This is a genomic window from Acidisoma sp. PAMC 29798 (assembly GCF_030252425.1).
Classification (GTDB): Bacteria; Pseudomonadota; Alphaproteobacteria; order Acetobacterales; family Acetobacteraceae; genus Acidisoma; species Acidisoma cladoniae.
The window spans coordinates 2,436,023-2,451,977 of sequence record NZ_CP126994.1 but is presented as its reverse complement, the minus strand read 5'-3'; the positions used below and the strand labels follow the sequence as shown (position 1 = coordinate 2,451,977).

The 15,955-nt window shown below is 66.7% G+C and carries 14 protein-coding genes; 8 read left to right on the top strand and 6 right to left on the bottom strand.

Annotation, left to right across the window (positions count from 1 at the left end):
* Nucleotide 1: 1 nt before the first annotated feature.
* The 3 genes from cheB to QP803_RS11815 are packed head-to-tail and all read right to left on the bottom strand — an operon-like array spanning nucleotide 2 to nucleotide 4,534.
* Nucleotides 2–1,087 carry a chemotaxis-specific protein-glutamate methyltransferase CheB gene (gene cheB / locus QP803_RS11825; RefSeq protein WP_284943681.1) on the bottom strand — a complete coding sequence of 362 codons (1,086 nt, stop codon included), beginning with the start codon at nucleotides 1,085–1,087 and terminating at the stop codon, nucleotides 2–4.
* On the bottom strand, nucleotides 1,084–2,625 hold the full coding sequence (locus tag QP803_RS11820) for a chemotaxis protein CheW (RefSeq protein ID WP_284943680.1): 1,542 nt from the start codon (nucleotides 2,623–2,625) through the stop codon (nucleotides 1,084–1,086). Before QP803_RS11820 ends, cheB begins: the two co-directional genes overlap by 4 nt.
* The gene (locus QP803_RS11815) at nucleotides 2,618–4,534 is read right to left on the bottom strand and encodes a methyl-accepting chemotaxis protein (protein WP_284943679.1); all 1,917 of its coding nucleotides are present in this window, start codon (nucleotides 4,532–4,534) and stop codon (nucleotides 2,618–2,620) included. The genes QP803_RS11820 and QP803_RS11815 overlap by 8 nt, the downstream gene beginning before the upstream one ends.
* Before the next feature lie 199 nt (nucleotides 4,535–4,733).
* Here QP803_RS11815 and QP803_RS11810 point away from each other — a divergent pair, with 199 nt between their 5' ends.
* Together QP803_RS11810 and QP803_RS11805 are read left to right on the top strand one after the other, a co-directional pair.
* Complete coding sequence (locus tag QP803_RS11810) at nucleotides 4,734–5,375, top strand: YoaK family protein (protein ID WP_284943678.1); 642 nt, start codon at nucleotides 4,734–4,736, stop codon at nucleotides 5,373–5,375.
* 27 nt (nucleotides 5,376–5,402) lie between these two features.
* Entirely contained in the window at nucleotides 5,403–6,017 is a 615-nt protein-coding gene (locus QP803_RS11805) for a LysE family translocator (protein WP_284943677.1), read from the top strand.
* A gap of 1 nt (nucleotide 6,018) precedes the next feature.
* Here QP803_RS11805 and QP803_RS11800 read toward each other — a convergent pair whose 3' ends face one another.
* The gene (locus QP803_RS11800) at nucleotides 6,019–6,996 is read right to left on the bottom strand and encodes an adenosine kinase (RefSeq protein WP_284943676.1); all 978 of its coding nucleotides are present in this window, start codon (nucleotides 6,994–6,996) and stop codon (nucleotides 6,019–6,021) included.
* Nucleotides 6,997–7,113: 117 nt separating this feature from the next.
* Here QP803_RS11800 and QP803_RS11795 point away from each other — a divergent pair, with 117 nt between their 5' ends.
* A complete protein-coding gene (locus QP803_RS11795; RefSeq protein ID WP_284943675.1) occupies nucleotides 7,114–7,887 on the top strand; it encodes a bactofilin family protein in 774 nt (257 codons plus the stop codon).
* A gap of 78 nt (nucleotides 7,888–7,965) precedes the next feature.
* Here QP803_RS11795 and QP803_RS11790 read toward each other — a convergent pair whose 3' ends face one another.
* Complete coding sequence (locus QP803_RS11790; protein ID WP_284943674.1) at nucleotides 7,966–8,403, bottom strand: NUDIX hydrolase; 438 nt, start codon at nucleotides 8,401–8,403, stop codon at nucleotides 7,966–7,968.
* A complete protein-coding gene (recG, locus tag QP803_RS11785; protein ID WP_284943673.1) occupies nucleotides 8,400–10,508 on the bottom strand; it encodes an ATP-dependent DNA helicase RecG in 2,109 nt (702 codons plus the stop codon). Before recG ends, QP803_RS11790 begins: the two co-directional genes overlap by 4 nt.
* Between recG and QP803_RS11780 the strand changes: the two genes are divergently transcribed.
* Genes QP803_RS11780 through QP803_RS11760 form a run of 5 tightly spaced genes read left to right on the top strand, consistent with a single transcriptional unit; the run spans nucleotide 10,507 to nucleotide 15,939 of the window.
* Nucleotides 10,507–10,776: an FAD assembly factor SdhE gene (locus tag QP803_RS11780; protein WP_284943672.1), complete on the top strand. Its 270-nt coding sequence runs from the start codon at nucleotides 10,507–10,509 to the stop codon at nucleotides 10,774–10,776. The genes recG and QP803_RS11780 overlap by 2 nt on opposite strands.
* Nucleotides 10,773–14,213: a transcription-repair coupling factor gene (mfd, locus tag QP803_RS11775; protein WP_284943671.1), complete on the top strand. Its 3,441-nt coding sequence runs from the start codon at nucleotides 10,773–10,775 to the stop codon at nucleotides 14,211–14,213. Before QP803_RS11780 ends, mfd begins: the two co-directional genes overlap by 4 nt.
* Nucleotides 14,214–14,236: 23 nt before the next feature.
* Complete coding sequence (locus tag QP803_RS11770) at nucleotides 14,237–15,256, top strand: bile acid:sodium symporter family protein (protein WP_284943670.1); 1,020 nt, start codon at nucleotides 14,237–14,239, stop codon at nucleotides 15,254–15,256.
* Between the two features lie 58 nt (nucleotides 15,257–15,314).
* On the top strand, nucleotides 15,315–15,590 hold the full coding sequence (locus QP803_RS11765) for a BrnT family toxin (RefSeq protein WP_284943669.1): 276 nt from the start codon (nucleotides 15,315–15,317) through the stop codon (nucleotides 15,588–15,590).
* Nucleotides 15,562–15,939, top strand: coding sequence for a helix-turn-helix domain-containing protein (locus tag QP803_RS11760; protein WP_284943668.1), 378 nt, complete (start codon nucleotides 15,562–15,564; stop codon nucleotides 15,937–15,939). The genes QP803_RS11765 and QP803_RS11760 overlap by 29 nt, the downstream gene beginning before the upstream one ends.
* Nucleotides 15,940–15,955 lie beyond the last annotated feature (16 nt).

The following is a 15,955-nucleotide window of genomic DNA, read 5'->3' as shown; positions in this document are numbered from 1 at the left end:
GTCAGGCGATCAGCGTGCGGAGGCGCGCGGCGATCTCCGGCAGCGGGACAACCCAATCCGCGCCGCCTGCCCGCACCAGCTCACCGGGCATGCCCCAGACGACGGCGGTTTCCTCCGCCTCGGCAATCGTCTGCCCGCCTTGGCGGCGAAGCTCGGCCATGGCCTGGGCGCCATCATTGCCCATGCCCGTCATCAGAATGCCGATCAGTTGGCGCGGCGGAAAAGCCTCCATGGCGCTTGTGACGAGCCGGTCTGTGCTCGGGTGCCAGGGATAGTCCTGCCGGCTCGGGATCGGCATGGCGACCGCCCCGCCGCCGCGGCGGGAAATGATGATATCCGCGTCCCCGCGCCCGATATAGACGCCACCGGCACGCAGCGGCGTCGGCTGCACGACTTCAACGACGCTCGCCGCGCAGAGCCCGTCGAGCCGCCGGGCCAGAGCGCCCGTGAAGCTCGACGGCATATGCTGGGCAACGACGATCGGCCAGGGAAACGTCCCCGGCAGAGCGGTCAGAAGCGCCTCCAGCGCCGGCGGTCCACCGGTTGACGTGCCGACCAGCACAAGGCCGTCGCCCTCGGCCGGCGCCACGGCGCGGTCCCCGGTCGCCGGCGCCACGCCCGGCCGCGCCGCGGCCATCTGGCCAATGCGGTGGCGCACGCGTTCCTGCAACCGCAAGGTGGTGCGCAGTTTCGCGCCCGCCGCCGCGCGCACCTTGGCGACCAAGGCCTCGGCCATATCCTGAATGCTCAGCGAAATCGCGCCATCGGGCTTGGAGATGAAATCGACGGCGCCGAGGCGGAGCGCTGCGAGCGTCGCATCCGCGCCCGCAGCCGTCAGTGATGACAGCATGACGACGGGGCAGGGATGTTCAATCATGATCCGGTCGAGGCAGGCGATGCCGTCCATCTGCGGCATATGAACGTCCATCGTCACGACATCGGGTGGGTCGCGGGCGATCTGCTCCAAGGCTTCCACGCCGTTGCGGGCGAAGCGCACTGCGCAATCCGCTTCAGCGGCAAAAATCTGCCCCAGCAGCTTCCGCATGAGGGCAGAATCATCCACCACGAGGATGTTGATCACCTTCACTCTGTCGCCTTGGTGGTGATCCTGCCGCCAAAGGCGTCGAGCAAGCCGCGCTCGGTACGGGTCAGCAATTCATCGGGATCGAGCAGCAGAATCAGGCGGCTGGACCCCAGGTTGGGGGAGGGCAGGGTGATGACGCCGCTGATGAGGCGTGTCGTCTCCGGCGACAGGTCTGGCGGCGGCACGACCGCATCCGCGCGCGCTCGTAGCACTTCAGAAACGCTATCGACGATCAGCCCCGCGCGATGCCGCTCGCTGCGGACCACGATGAGCCTTTGCCCGTCACCGCCCGGGAAGGTTGGCATGTCGAAGCGCTTGCGCTGATCGACAACGGGCAGCACCTCACCCCGCAGGTTGATGATGCCTTCCAGGAATTTCGGCGTGCGGGGAACGCGGGTGATTGTGTCCGGCACTCGGGCCACTTCATCGACGGCACCGATCGGCAAGCCGAACTCGTCATCCGCCAGTCGGAACACCAGGACTTGCAGCGTCTCCCGGTCGGCGTGGTCCTCAGCTGCTGGCGCTTGCTGCGCAAAGCCGGAACGGTCGCCCAATCTTTGCATGACATCCTCACGAAAGAGCTGTTCGGGGGCGAGCACCGAAATCAGGCGTCGGCCGCCGTCGCCGCGGAAGATGGCGCGGATGCGCGTCTCACCGCCCGTTCGTGCGGCAAGCATGGTCGGTGTCGGGTCGATCTGTGCCGCATCGGCATGCAGGATGGCGCGCATCTTATCCGCGACCAGACCAACCAGCACGCCGCCGACCGGCATGACGATGACCTTCTCGGCGCCTGTCATGGTCTCCGCGTCACCGAAGCCGAGCAGGAGCCGGAGCGACAGGATCGGCAGCAGGCTGTTCCGATAGCTCATCACGCCAAGCAGCACCGCTTCCGCATGCGGCGTGACCGTCATGGCATCGGGGAGGGTGACGATTTCACAGACATCTTCGAGCGGCAGCGCATATTCCTGCGCAGCCACATCGAAGGTCACAAGCCTTTGCTGCGCCGTGGCGGTCTCAGTGACGGCGATCCGGTCAGGAACACGGATCGGGTGGTGGGTGCGGCCCGGCCGCAACTGCTGACCGAAGGCGGCGCCGAGGAGCGCCTGGATATCGGGGATCTTCGCCATTCCCGCAGGGCTTTTGAAGGCGCCGCGTAGGCGCTCTCCCGGCTCCTCCGTCAGCGCCGTCTGCCATTGCTCGACATCGCCGGCAGTGACGCTCACCAGTGCGTCCACGGCATCGACCGCCAAGGCAATCGGCAGGGCACCATCCAGCACGATCGCGCGCAGCGCGGCACTGTCGCACGCAGTTTGTGGCTGCCCCAAAAGGGCGCGCGTGCTGACCAGTGGTACCACCGTGCCGCGTAGATTGGCCAGGCCGAGCAGGCTGTTTGGGCTATGCGGCACGCGCGCCACGGCCGGCATTCGGATCACCGCCGAAACCTCGTTCGCCGGGAGGGCATAGAGGCGCATGCCCACGCGAAATGTCAGGAAGCGCTGCGCGTCCTGCAACATGTCGGGGCGTATGGAAGGGTCAGCCATGCGGCTGCGTCAGCTCGTCCGCCAGCAAAGCGATGTCCTCGATCGCCGCCGCCAGATCTTCCGCCCCGCGCGCCTGTTGGCCAGACGCGACCGCCGCCTGGCGTGCCGCGCCACTCGCTTCTTCGGCGACCGCAGCGATCTGCCGGGCACCCACCGCCACCTCGGCGCAGGTGGATAGAATTGCGCCGGCATCCTGGAGAATGGCGGTGTTCGATGCCTTGAGCGCCTCGACCTCCCCCTTCACCTCGGCCAACGCCTCGAAGATCGCTTGGTTCTTCTGGACCTCGACATCCGCGAGGGTCACGACCTGTTCCAGGTCCCGGCGCACGGAGATGAGCTGGCCGATGATGCCCAGCGCGGTGTCCTTCATTCGGTCCGCGCTTTCCGCCGCTTCGCGCGCCAGGGCACGGATATCACCAGACACGACGGCGAACCCACGGCCCGAATCGCCGGCCCGCGCGGCTTCGACAGCGCCGCTCACCGCCAGCATGCTGGTCTGAACCGCGACAAGGGCGATGGCATCGACGATCTTTTCGATGCGCCGGCTCACGCTCTCGATGCTCGCAATGAGGTCCAGGCTGGACCCGGTCTTTTCCAAAGCCAGACCGACGCCGTGGACCAGCCCTTCGATGGCGGCACGACTGCCCGCGAGCGTCGCCTCCAGGCTTTGCACCTGGGCATGGGCAAGTCCCGCATTGGTCTGGGCGACGGCGGCCCCGCGCTCGATCTGGGACAGCGCTGCGGAGGTCTGCTGCGTGGCGGCGGCCTGCTGCTGCGATCCGCGATTGATCTGCTCGACGGCGGCCATGATCTGCGTCGCGGCGCTGGACAGCTCCTGCACCGTCGCTGAAAGCTCCTCCGCCATGGCGCCGATCTGCTCGGCGGCCGAGGCATCGGCCCGCTCGGCCTGGAGAGCCTCCGCGAGGGCGGCGAGGGCGCGGGCGGCGATCTGCCCCTGGTCGAGCGATTGCGCCTGCTGTCCGATCGCCGTCTGGGCTTCGGTCGCGGCGGCGGCTTGTTGCTCGGCCGTGGACGCGACCTCCTCCGCTCCCCGTTGGGCTTCGGTCGCCGCGCGTTCGGCGTCCATGGCGGCGGTCAGCGTTACGTCGCTGCCAGCGGCGAGGCGCTTCATGTCGGCACGCATGCTGTCCAGGCTGCCCACGATCAGGGCGCCGGCTTTCGCTTCGGTGGACGCCTGCGTGGCGGCGGCCGCCACGGCATCGACCACGTCGCGCACCTGGCCCTGGATCGTCTCCGCCAGCTGTTGCACGCTTTGGGCGCTCTTTTCCGAGGTTTCGGCCAGGGCCCGCACTTCATCGGCGACCACAGCGAAGCCTCGGCCGTGATCGCCGGCGCGCGCGGCCTCGATGGCGGCGTTCAGCGCCAATAGGTTGGTCTGGTCGGCAATGCGGCTGACGGTGCGGGTGATTTCCCCGATCTCGTGGGCCCGACGCGCCAATTCGGCAATCACGCCGACCGAGGCCTGTTGGCGGTCGGCGTTCTTCTCAATGGCGCGGACCGAGGCGGTGATCTGGGTCGCGGTGTCAGTCAGCACGAGTTCGAGCGCGTCCGTCCGCCGGCTGGATAGGTCACACTGGCTGCGCGCCGCGCCCAGCCGGGTGGCCACGCTTTTGATGGCGGCAAGCTGTTCCTGTGACGCACCGGCCGATTCCTCGGCGCCGCTGGCAATCTGCTCCATCGCGCGCCGCAACTCCTCAGCGGCGGCGGAGGCTTCCAAGAGGCCGCTGGCGAGCTGCTCTGTGGCACTTGCCATACGTTCGGAGGCTTTGCGGTGTCGTGTGGGGCCGGAGGCACGCGGCGCCGGCAGCGGGGCCGCGACGACCAGAGGCTTCGCTGCGGCGGCTTTTGCCGCGTTCGCCGCCATCTTGGTGGTTTTCATCAGGGCCATGGATTTCTCGATAGGAGCCGGTTCGGACTCGTCGAATGCACAGTGGCGAGGAAGACGCGTCAAGGCAACGAGCGGCCCAGGATCGTGCGGGCCGCGGCCCGTTGCCTGCGGCGATCAGGATCGCGATGCGCGTCCTGGCCTGATAGACGCAGGGTCGTTCCCGTGGCAATCGGCCCCTCATGGCAGCCGGATTTCCCTCGTGACACGCTATGACAGACGCATGCAGTTGCTGGCCGCCGGGCTTGCCGCACTGGCCGGCTATGTCGACGCGTCCGGCTTCATCGCGAGCGGCGGTTTCTTCGTGTCGTTCATGAGCGGCAATTCGACGCGCATGGGCATCGGCGTCGCCCAGGGCGTCGTGAGTGGTGCCCTTGCGGCCGGCATCATTGCTGTTTTCATTTGCGGTGTCGTCGTCGGTGCGCTTGCAGGCCAAGCGGCCGGCACGGGGCGGTCCTTCGTCGTACTTGCGCTGGTGGCCGTTGTGCTGGGCGCGAGCGCGGCCGCAGGCGCGCTCGGCGTGGTGCCTGCCGCCGTGGCCCTGATGGCGATGGCCATGGGCCTGGTGAACAACGTGTTCGAGCGCAAAGTCAGTGTCGGCTTGACCTATATGACCGGCAGCCTCGTGAAACTGGGTCAGGGGATTGCCGGCAGTCTGCAGGGAGACAGCCATGCTGAATGGATCACCTACCTCCTGTTTTGGCTGAGTTTCGTCTGCGGTGTCCTGTTGGGGGCTGTTGCCTACCCGCATCTGGGTCTGCGAGGATTGTGGGGCGGCGCTTTGGTGGCGGCCGTGCTGGCCCAGGTTACACGCTGCCGCAGTTTTCGCCTTTTGTCTGAATAGAGCTGTTTATCGAGAGGGCACACATTCATGGACCCGCATCTTTACCTCGGTTTCGTTCTCGTCACGATCATCCTCGGTCTTATTCCCGGCCCGAACGTCGCCCTGATCATTGCCAATAGCGTCGCCTATGGGCCCCGCTACGGGCTGATGACCGTCGCCGGCACCACCGCCGCGCAGGTGCTGCAATTGATCGCCGTCACGCTGGGCCTGACGGCGCTGCTCGACAGCCTCGGCGTCTGGTTCACCGTGCTGCGCTGGGCAGGCGTCGCGTATCTGTTGTGGCTTGGCTTGCGGCAATGGCGGGCGCCGGTCACGGATCTCAGCCAGGTGCGCGCCGAGCCGAAATCCATGCGCGCGATGCTGTTGCGGGCCAGTGCGGTGTCACTCACCAACCCCAAGGTGCTGCTGTTCCTCGGCGCCCTGTTCCCACAATTCATCTCCCCCGCCCATGCGGCGTTGCCGCAGGTGGCCGTGCTCGCCGTGACCTTCCTGGTGGTGATCAGCGGCATGGATAGCATTTGGGCGCTGGTCGCCGGCCGCGCGCGGGTCTTACTCGGGCGGCACGGCCGGTTGCGGAACCGGCTCTCGGGCGGCGCGCTGATGGCGGCGGCCTGTGGCCTCGCCATCGCGCATCGGCGGTAGATTACGCCCGGAAGGCTGACAGATCGCCGGGCGGGCGGGCGCCGATCCGGCTGATGGCGGCAGCGGCGGCGCGGGACGCCCAGAGGCCGCATGTGGCCAGGCTCTCCCCCGCGACCAGCCCGGTCATGAAGCCCGCCGCATAAGAATCACCCGCGCCGGTGGTGTCGATCACCTCGGCGGGTTCGGCCGGCACCACCACGCGCTCGTCCCCCCGGATGATGACGCTGCCGAGCGCACCGCGCGTCAGCACGGCGATCTCGACCTGGGCGGCCACCGCCTCGGCACCGGCGTCGAAATCATCCAGGCCGGTCAGCGCGGCCAGTTCCGTTTCATTGGCAAAGACGATATCGATCTGGTCGCGCACGATGGCCTGGAAGGCGGCCAGGTTGATCTGCACGCAGAAGGAATCAGACAGGCTGATCGCCACGCGGCGGCCGGCGGCGCGGGCCATGGTCGCCGCCACACGGCAGGCTTCCTGTGCCGCCGGGGCGTAGAACAGGAATCCTTCGAGATAGATGATGGCGGAGGCCGCGATCATCGCCTCATCCAGATCGACCGAGGACAGGCTGGAGGAGGCGCCGAGGTAGGTGTTCATCGTGCGCTGGCCATCCGCTGTGACCATGATCAGGCAGGTCGCGGACGGCGCGTCTACGGTCGCGAAGGGGGAGGGGTAATGCACGCCGGATGCGGTGATGTCGTGGCGGAACACCGCCCCGAATGTGTCATCGGCGACGAGGCCGAGGAAGGCCGTGCGCGCACCCATTTGGGCTGCGACGGCCACCGTATTGGCGACCGACCCGCCGCTATTCTCTGTCGTCGGCGGCATCAGCTCGTAAATGGCGGCGGCGCGGTCTGCGTCGATCAGGGCCATCGAACCCTTGACCATGGCCTGATCGGCAAGAAATTCCTCATCCACTTCCGCGAGAATATCGACGATCGCATTGCCGATGCCGAGGATGTCGAAGGTCGTGGAGATCATACTTTTGGCCTGCTGTGAGGAGGACGATCGGGTAGCAGCGGTGCCGCAATGATGCAAAGGGATAGGGAAAGAAACTTAACAAATCCGCGCTCTCGGGTTGTTCCTTGTGACAGGTTCGTGATACGCCGCCCGCTTCGCCAGGGCAGGGACGAGACCATCGTGTTCAAGCGCCGCAGCAGCCGACCCGAAGACGACGTCCAGGAGCCGGCGCAGAAAGCTGCGCTGCCAGGCTTTCTGTCCGCTGGCCGAGATGCCCAGACGGGGGTTGCGAAGCCCACCGATAACGGCCTCGGCGTTCCGCCCTTCCGTCCCGCGCCGACCAAGGACAAGGACTCCTCCATGGCCCGACCGCCCTTCGCTCCGAATCCCACAAGTACCCCGGTGCTGCCGCCCGTGCCGCCGCGTCCCGGCATGCCCAATCAGTCCAGACCGGCCGCCGAGCCCGCCGAGCGGCGGACCCTGGTCGTTGGTCGTGGCATCAGCGTTCAGGGCACCATCTCGGATGCCGAGCGTCTGGTTGTCGAAGGCACGGTCGAAGCCTCGATGATCCACGCCGCCGAGCTGTTCGTGGCCGAGGGTGGCGTCTTCAAGGGCGAAATCCAGGTTGAGGAAGCCGAGATCGCCGGCACCATCGATGGTGTGGTGACCGCGCGCACCAGCCTGATGGTGCGCGCCAGTGGCCGCGTTCTGGGTCGCGCCCGTTGCCGCCGCCTGTCCGTCGAGGATGGCGGTCAGTTGACCGGCCAGATCGAGATGTTGTCGGACGCGCCGGCACCCTCCGCTTCCGCACCGCCGCCGATCTCCACCCAAGGGTCCGCGTCGAGCTTCAGCTCGGACATCAGCCGTCCGGAAGTGCCCCGTTCGGACTTCTCGCTCGGCACCAGCGATTGATGTCTTGATGGTGGATGACGCTGCGCTCATCCACCCTACGACGTTCCGTAGGGCGGAAAGGCGCAGCGCATTCCGCCATCACACGCCAAACCCCGTGCGCGCCAAGGCGATAATCCGATGGGCCTCGGTCCAGAGGTCGTAGTCCTCCAGCCGCCGCAGATCGCCCCAGGTCACCGCCGCCGCGTCCGATTGCGCGACCGGCTCGCCGCCCGCCCAAAGGGCGCAAAAATCCAGGATCGTATAGTGGAAGCGGATACGCCCGTCGGCGTCACGCTCGATGCTGTCCACATTGCCGGCGAGGCGGAGTTCGCCCACCTCAAGGCCCGTCTCTTCCAGCAGTTCCCGGCGGGCAGCGGCTTCGGCCGTCTCGCCCAGTTCCTGCCCGCCGCCGGGCAGGCCCCAGGCGCCCAGCATCGGCGCCTGGCCACGCCGGATCAGCAGCACCTCATGCGGCGGCTTCAGCACCACGATGCCGATGCCCACCAAAGGCCGCGCGGGATATTCGCGGCTCGTCATCCTCCGTGCATCCCATTCACCCCGGCAACCTTATCGAACAGGTTCAGCAGCATCGACGCAGCTCTTCCGCGCGGACCTTCGAGCGTCGGGTCATTGTTGAGCAGCAGCTTCGCGTCTTTGCGGGCAAGCTCGCGCAAGGCATCCTGGTCGGGCACGTCGGCGAGGCGATAGCCGGGCAGCCCGGATTGCTTGGTGCCGGTAACGTCACCATGGCCGCGCAGCTTGAAATCGGCATCGGCAATCACGAAGCCGTCCTGGGTATCGCGCAGCAGCGCCAGCCGCGTCCGCGCATTCCCAGATAGACCATCCTCATGCAGCAGCAGGCAGAAGCTATCGGCCGAACCACGCCCGACCCGGCCGCGCAATTGGTGCAGCTGGGCGAGCCCAAAGCGCTCGGCATGCTCGATGACCATTACGGTCGCCTCCGGCACATCGACGCCAACCTCGACCACCGTCGTCGCGACCAGCAGCCGGATCTGCCCGGCGGCAAAATCCGCCAGCGCCGCCTCCCGCACCTTCGAGTCCTGCCGGCCATGGGCCATGCCGACGATGGCGCCGAAGCGCTTCTCCAGCATGGCGAAACGGTCCTCCGCCGCCGTCAGGTCCAGCGTCTCGCTTTCCGACACCAGCGGGCAGACCCAATAGATGCGGGCGCCGCGGTCCAGCATCCGTGCCAGCGCCGCGATCACTTCGGGAAACGACGAAATCGCATGGACGGTGGTACGCAATGGCCCGCGCCCGTGCGGCTTCTCGGTCAGCTTGCTGACCTCCATCTCGCCATATTGCGTCAGACGAAGCGAGCGCGGGATCGGTGTCGCGGTCATGACCAGGACGTCGGTCTTGTCGCCCTTATCGCCGAGGCTGACGCGCTGCTCGACACCGAAGCGATGCTGCTCGTCGATCACCGCCAGGCCGAGATCGGCGAAGGTCACTGCCTTTTGGAACAGCGCATGGGTGCCGATGGCGATCGGGATCGTGCCGTCCGCGAGGCCGGCCATGACGCGCCTGCGCTCGGCGAGCGGCACAGAACCGGTGAGCAGCCCGACCGGCACCGGGGACAGCGCGGAGAGGGTGCGGTAATGCTGCTGGGCGAGCAGTTCCGTGGGCGCCATGAGCGCAGCCTGCGTGCCGGCCTCGGCGGCACGGAGCATGGCCAGCAAAGCCACCAGCGTTTTGCCCGAGCCGACATCGCCCTGCAGCAGCCGCAGCATCGGCCGGGGCTCGGCCAGGTCGCGGTCGATCTCCGCCAGCGCGCGGATTTGCGACCCGGTGGGCTCATAGCCGAAGCGCCGCAGCGCCTCGGCCCGCCAATGGCCATCGCCGACCAACGAGCGGCCGGGCTTTGCCTTGCGCGTCAGCCGACGCAGGCTGAGGGCCAGTTGCTCGGCCAGAAGCTCATCATAGGCGAGGCGCAGGCGGGCATGCTCACGCGGCGCCTCCTCCGGTGAGGCCGGCGCCTGCACCAACCTCATCGCGTCCCGAAAGGACGGCCATTTGCGCTGCGCGCGAAGCGAGGGCTCGATCCATTCGGGAAAGTCCAGCAATTGGCGCAGCGCGCCGGTCATGGCGCGGCCGAGCAACCGGTTCGTGACGCCAGCGGTGAGCGGCCAGACCGGCTCGATCAGCGGCATTTCGCCGGCTTTCGCCAGGGGCAGCACGTAATCGGGATGCGGCAGCGTCAGCCGATCGCCGTAGCGCTCCAACTTGCCGGAGATCACGAGTGTGGCGCCGACAGGCATCTGGCCCAGTCGCGCATGGTGGAACAGCACGATTTCCACGAAGGCCGAGCCATCCGTCACCACCACGCGCCAGGGCTGGGTCTTGGTGCCGGGCTTGAGGTGCTGCATGACCTGGACTTCGACGGTCACGATGCGGCCGGCCTGGGCCTGGGCCAAAGGCGGCCGCTCCCGCCGGTCGACGTAGCTGTCGGGCATATGCAACAGCACATCCCGGATCGTGGGGCCGCCGACGAGGCGCGTGACGAGGGTGCCCAGGCGCGGGCCTATGCCGGGCAGGAGGGTCAGCGGCGCGCGAATTTGTGCGAGCGGCAGGGTGCTCAAAGGCTGACACCGCGCGCTCGCGTGATTATAGGTCGCTTCATCCATGACCGAACCCGTTCTCGATTCCGATACGCGCCGCCGGCGGCTTTTGTTTCGCGCCACGCATCGTGGAACTCATGAAAACGATCTGCTGATCGGTGGCTTCGTGACGGCACGGCTTGCCGCCTTCACGGAGGACGAGCTGACCGTGCTGGAGCGACTCCTCGATCTCCCCGATGCCGATCTGGCCGAGTGGCTGACGCGCCGTCAACCTATCCCGCCAGAGCATGACCATCCCATGATGCGCGCGATGGTCGAGGCGGGGGGCAAATGAGCCTTCTCACCGTCTATGGCGCGCCCGATGGCTGGGATGCCGCCCTGCTGGTGCGGCGCGCGCTGGAAAGCGACGGGCCCATCATCCATGTCGCGCGGGACGATCAGCGCATGGCCCGCATGGCCGAGGCCTTGGCCTTCTTCGCGCCGGAACTCGCGGTTCTGAAGTTCCCGGCCTGGGATTGCCTGCCCTACGACCGCGTTTCCCCCAATTCGCTCATCGTTTCCGAGCGGATCGCGACCCTCGCCCAGCTTGCGGCCAAGCCGCTCAAGCAGGGCGTGGTCCTGACCACCATCAATGCCCTGGTGCAGCGGGTGCCGCCGCGCGCAATGTTTCAGGGATCGAGCCTGCAATTGGTGCCGGGTGGCAGCATCGCCCAGGATGTGCTCGCGACCTATCTCGAAGGGCATGGCTATGCCCGTGCTTCCACTGTGATGGAGCCGGGCGAATTCGCCATGCGTGGCGGCATTGTCGATCTGTTCCCCGCCGGCGAGCCCGAGCCGGTGCGGCTGGATCTGTTTGGCGACAGCATCGAGAGCATGCGGCGCTTCGACCCCAATACGCAGCGCAGTGGCGAGGCCGTGAAGGGCCTCAGTCTGCATCCCGTCTCCGAGGTGCCGCTGGACCCGAAATCGGTCGCGCGCTTCCGCACCAGTTGGCGGGAGCTGTTCGGCCAGGGCGCGTCCCAGGACCCGATCTATCTCTCGATCTCCGACCGGCATCGCCATCCGGGCATGGAGCATTGGGTGCCGCTGTTCCATGACGCCATGGAAACGCTGCTCGATTATCTGCCGACCGTCTCCGTCGCGCTGGACCATCAGGCCGACCTGGGGCTCAATTCGCGCCTGGAACTGATCGCCGACCATTACGAGGCGCGCCGCATGGTGCCGCGTGACGGCGAGGCCGCCTATCGCCCGCTGCCGTCTGAGCGGCTCTATCTTGGTCGGGACGAGTGGGACGCCATGCTGGCCCAGGTCGGCGCTTTCGAATTCAGCCCCTTTGCCAAACCTGACGGCGCTACGGGCATCGATGGTGGCGGTCGGCCCGCGCCGATCTTCGCCCCCGGCGGCGACATGCAGCCCGACCTTTTCGCCAAGCTGCGCGAGGCGATGCTCAACTGGGGCAAAGATCGCAAGCGTCTGGTGATCGCAGCCTGGACCGATGGTTCGCGTGAGCGCCTCGGCGGCCTGTTGCGGGAGCATGGCTTCGAGCAGATGGCCATCGCCGCCAATGCCGATGCCGTGCGCGCGCTGCCGCCCAATACCATCGCCCTGGTCACCCTTGGGATGGAGCGTGGCTTCGTCGGTGACCGCATGGCCGTGGTCGGCGAGCAGGATCTGCTCGGCCGCCGCATCGCCCGGCCGCCGCGCAAGCGCAAGCGCGCTGATCAGTTCATCGCCGAAGCCACCGACATCGCCGAGGGTGACCTCGTGGTGCATGAGGATCACGGCATCGGCCGCTATGATGGTCTCGTCACAATCCGGGTGAACGAAGCGCCGCATGACTGCCTGCGACTGATCTACGACGGCGAACACAAGCTGTTCCTGCCGGTCGAGAACATCGAAATGCTGTCGCGCTTCGGTGCGGAGACGGGCGGCGTCGCGCTCGACAAGTTGGGCGGTGCCTCCTGGCAGAACCGCAAGGCCAAGGCGAAGACCCGCATCCGGGATATGGCGGCGGCGCTGATCCGCATCGCCGCCGAGCGCCGGCTGCACGAGGCGCCGAGCCTGGTTCCGGCCGAGGGCATGTGGGATGAGTTCGTTGCCCGCTTCCCCTTCATGGAGACGGAGGACCAGACCCGCGCCATCGCGGATGTGCTCGAAGATATGGCCGCCGGCCGCCCGATGGACCGCTTGATCTGCGGCGATGTCGGCTTCGGCAAGACCGAAGTGGCGCTGCGCGCCGCCTTCGTCGCCGCCCTGTCCGGTAGTCAGGTCGCGGTGGTGGTGCCGACGACGCTGCTGGCCCGCCAGCATTTCCGTGTGTTTTCGGCGCGGTTCGCGGGCCTGCCGGTGACGGTTGCCCAGTTGTCCCGCATGGTCACGGCCAAGGAAGCGGCTGTGGTGAAGGCGGGGATCGCCGACGGCTCGATCAATATCGTGGTCGGCACGCACGCCCTGCTCGCCAAGTCGACCACCTTCAGCGACCTCGGCCTCGTTATCGTCGATGAGGAGCAGCATTTCGGCGTGGCGCATAAGGAGCGCCTGAAGTCGATGAAGGCGGATGTCCATGTGCTGACGCTGACCGCCACGCCCATTCCGCGCACGCTGCAACTGGCGCTGACGGGGGTGCGGGAGATGAGCATCATCGCGACGCCGCCGGTCGATCGGCTGGCCGTGCGCACCTTCATCATGCCCTTCGATGGTCTCGTGATCCGCGAGGCGATCCAGCGCGAGCGATTCCGGGGTGGGCAGATTTTCTGCGTCGTGCCGCGCATCGAGGATCTGGAGAGGATGGGCAAGCGGTTGCAGGAGATCGTGCCCGATCTGCGTGTCGCCGAGGCCCATGGCCGCCTGGCGCCGACCGAGCTTGAGCGCGTCATGACCGAGTTCGGTGACGGCAAGTATGACGTGCTGCTGTCCACGAACATCGTGGAAAGCGGCCTGGATATGCCGGCGGTCAATACGCTGATCATCCACCGCGCCGATCTCTTCGGTCTCGGCCAGCTGTATCAGCTGCGCGGGCGCGTGGGGCGCGGCAAGCAGCGCGGCTACGCCTATCTGACCTGGCCGCCGACGCATCGGCTGTCCCCCGCCGCCGAGAAGCGGCTGGATGTGATGCAGACGCTGGATACGCTGGGCGCCGGCTTCACCCTGGCGTCCCATGATCTCGACATTCGCGGCGCGGGCAATCTGCTGGGCGACGAGCAGTCGGGCCATATCCGCGAAGTCGGCATCGAGCTGTATCAGCAGATGCTCGAGGATGCGGTCGCCGATCTGCGGGCCGAGCGCGGCAAACGGCGCGCCTCCGATCGGGATTGGACGCCGACCATAGGCCTGGGTCTGCCGGTGCTGATCCCGGAGAATTACGTGAAGGATCTGCCAGTTCGCCTCGGCCTTTATCGCCGCATCGGCAATCTGAGTTCCGTCGAGGAGACGGAGGCGATGGGCGCCGAGCTGGTCGATCGCTTCGGTCCGTTGCCGGAGGAGGTCGAGAATCTGCTCCAGGTGATGACGCTCAAGCGCGTCTGCCGGGAGGCGGGGGTCGAGAAGCTGGAAGCCGGGCCGAAGGGCATGGTGCTGACCTTCCGGGGCAATGCCTTCAGCAATCCGGGCGGGTTGATTCCGTGGATCGGCTCGCGCGGTGGCGCCATCAAGCTACGGCCGGACCATAAGCTGGTCATTTCCGGGGAGATGGATGTCAGCCGCCGGATCAAGACGGCGAAGGACGTGTTGGGCAATTTGTCTCGTCTCGTGGGGCAGGCCAAGGCGGCTTAGGCCGCGATCGGATCGGATACTCTATGCGACGCATCCTTGATTTCCTGCCGGACGGTTTCACCCTCGCCATCGTGGCCTGCGTCGTCATCGCCTCCTTCATTCCCTGTTATGGGGAGGGGGCGGTGATCTTCAGCGTCCTGACGACCATCGCCATCGGCATCATGTTCTTCATGCAGGGGGCGCGGCTGTCGCGGGAGGCGGTGATCGCGGGCTTCGCGCAATGGCGCGTCCATGCCGTCATCCTCGCCGCCACCTTCCTGCTGTTCCCGCTGCTGGGCTTCGGCTTCCAGGCGCTGTTTCCGCATGTGATGACACCGGCGCTGATGATCGGCCTGCTGTATATCTGCCTGCTGCCGTCCACCGTGCAGTCCTCCATCGCCTTCACCTCCATCGGCCACGGCAATGTGCCGGCGGCGATCTGCGCGGCGACCTTTTCGACGCTCATCGGTGTGGTGGTGACGCCGGTCATGGCGGCGATCCTGCTGCGCACCCATGGTAGCGGACCCGGCTTCGGCGCCATCGGCAGCATCTTTCTGGAGCTGTTGTTGCCCTTCATCCTCGGCCAGGTCTTGCGGCCCTGGATCGGAGCTTGGGCGGCACGCAACCGCCATATCTTGAAATATACCGACCGCGGATCGATCCTGCTGGTGGTCTACACGGCCTTCAGCGCCGCGGTGATGCGCGGCATCTGGCAGCACCTGTCCTTTGCCCACTGGGTGGAGATTTTGGTGTCGGACGCCGTGCTGTTGGCGGTGGTTCTGCTGATCACCACCTTCGGCAGCCGCGCCTTGGGTTTCTCGCGGGACAATGAGGTGGCGATCGTCTTTTGCGGGTCGAAGAAAAGCGCCGCGACGGGCGTGCCGATGGCGAATGTGTTGTTCCCGCCGGCGACCGTGGGGTTAATCGTGTTGCCGCTGATCATCTTCCACCAGATGCAGCTGATGGTCTGCGCCATTCTCGCCAAGCGTTACGCGCGCGACTACGAGGCGCGGATGGTGACCTTGGAAGCCACCGGCGCGCCGCTCGGGCAGGGGGCGGAGTAAGCCGCGTGGCGGTGTACTCCGTCATTGACGGAGTTACCCCGTAGCACTAGGGTGCTTGATGCTGTTCGAGTGGGACGACGCGAAGAGCTTCCGCAACGCGCGTGATCGTAACCTTCCCTTCGACCTTGCCATCGTAATGTTCGATGGCCCCACACTCGAAATGGCGGATACGCGGCGGGACTACGGTGAACTGCGGATAAGGGCCATCGGCATGGTGCGCGGTGTGTGCATGGTGTGCGTCTACACCGATCGCGCCGATACGCGTCGCATCATCAGCTTGCGACTGGCGAACAGTAAGGAACGCGATGATGATCGTGCGGCGAACCAGGGCTGACGTGGACCTCGCCAAGGTGGATTGGGCCGCGCTTGAAGCGACCACCGACGCGGAAATTGCCGCTCAGATCGCAGCTGATTCTGACACGGCGCCAATTTTCACGCCAACGGATCTTGCACAGGCCCGGCGTGTAGCGCCAGCCTTTTCACCCGACGATGTGAGGGTCATCAGACAGCGTCTCGGCCTTAGCCAGGAACAATTTGCCGCGCGCTTCGGTTTTTCGGTGGAGACGATCCGGAATTATGAGCAGGGGCATCGGCGCCCCACCGGTCCCGCCCGCGTGTTGCTGCGTGTCATCGCCTCCGAACCCGACGCCGTCACGCGGGCGCTGTCCCAAGAGGACGCCTGACGGTTTCCGAGTGGCA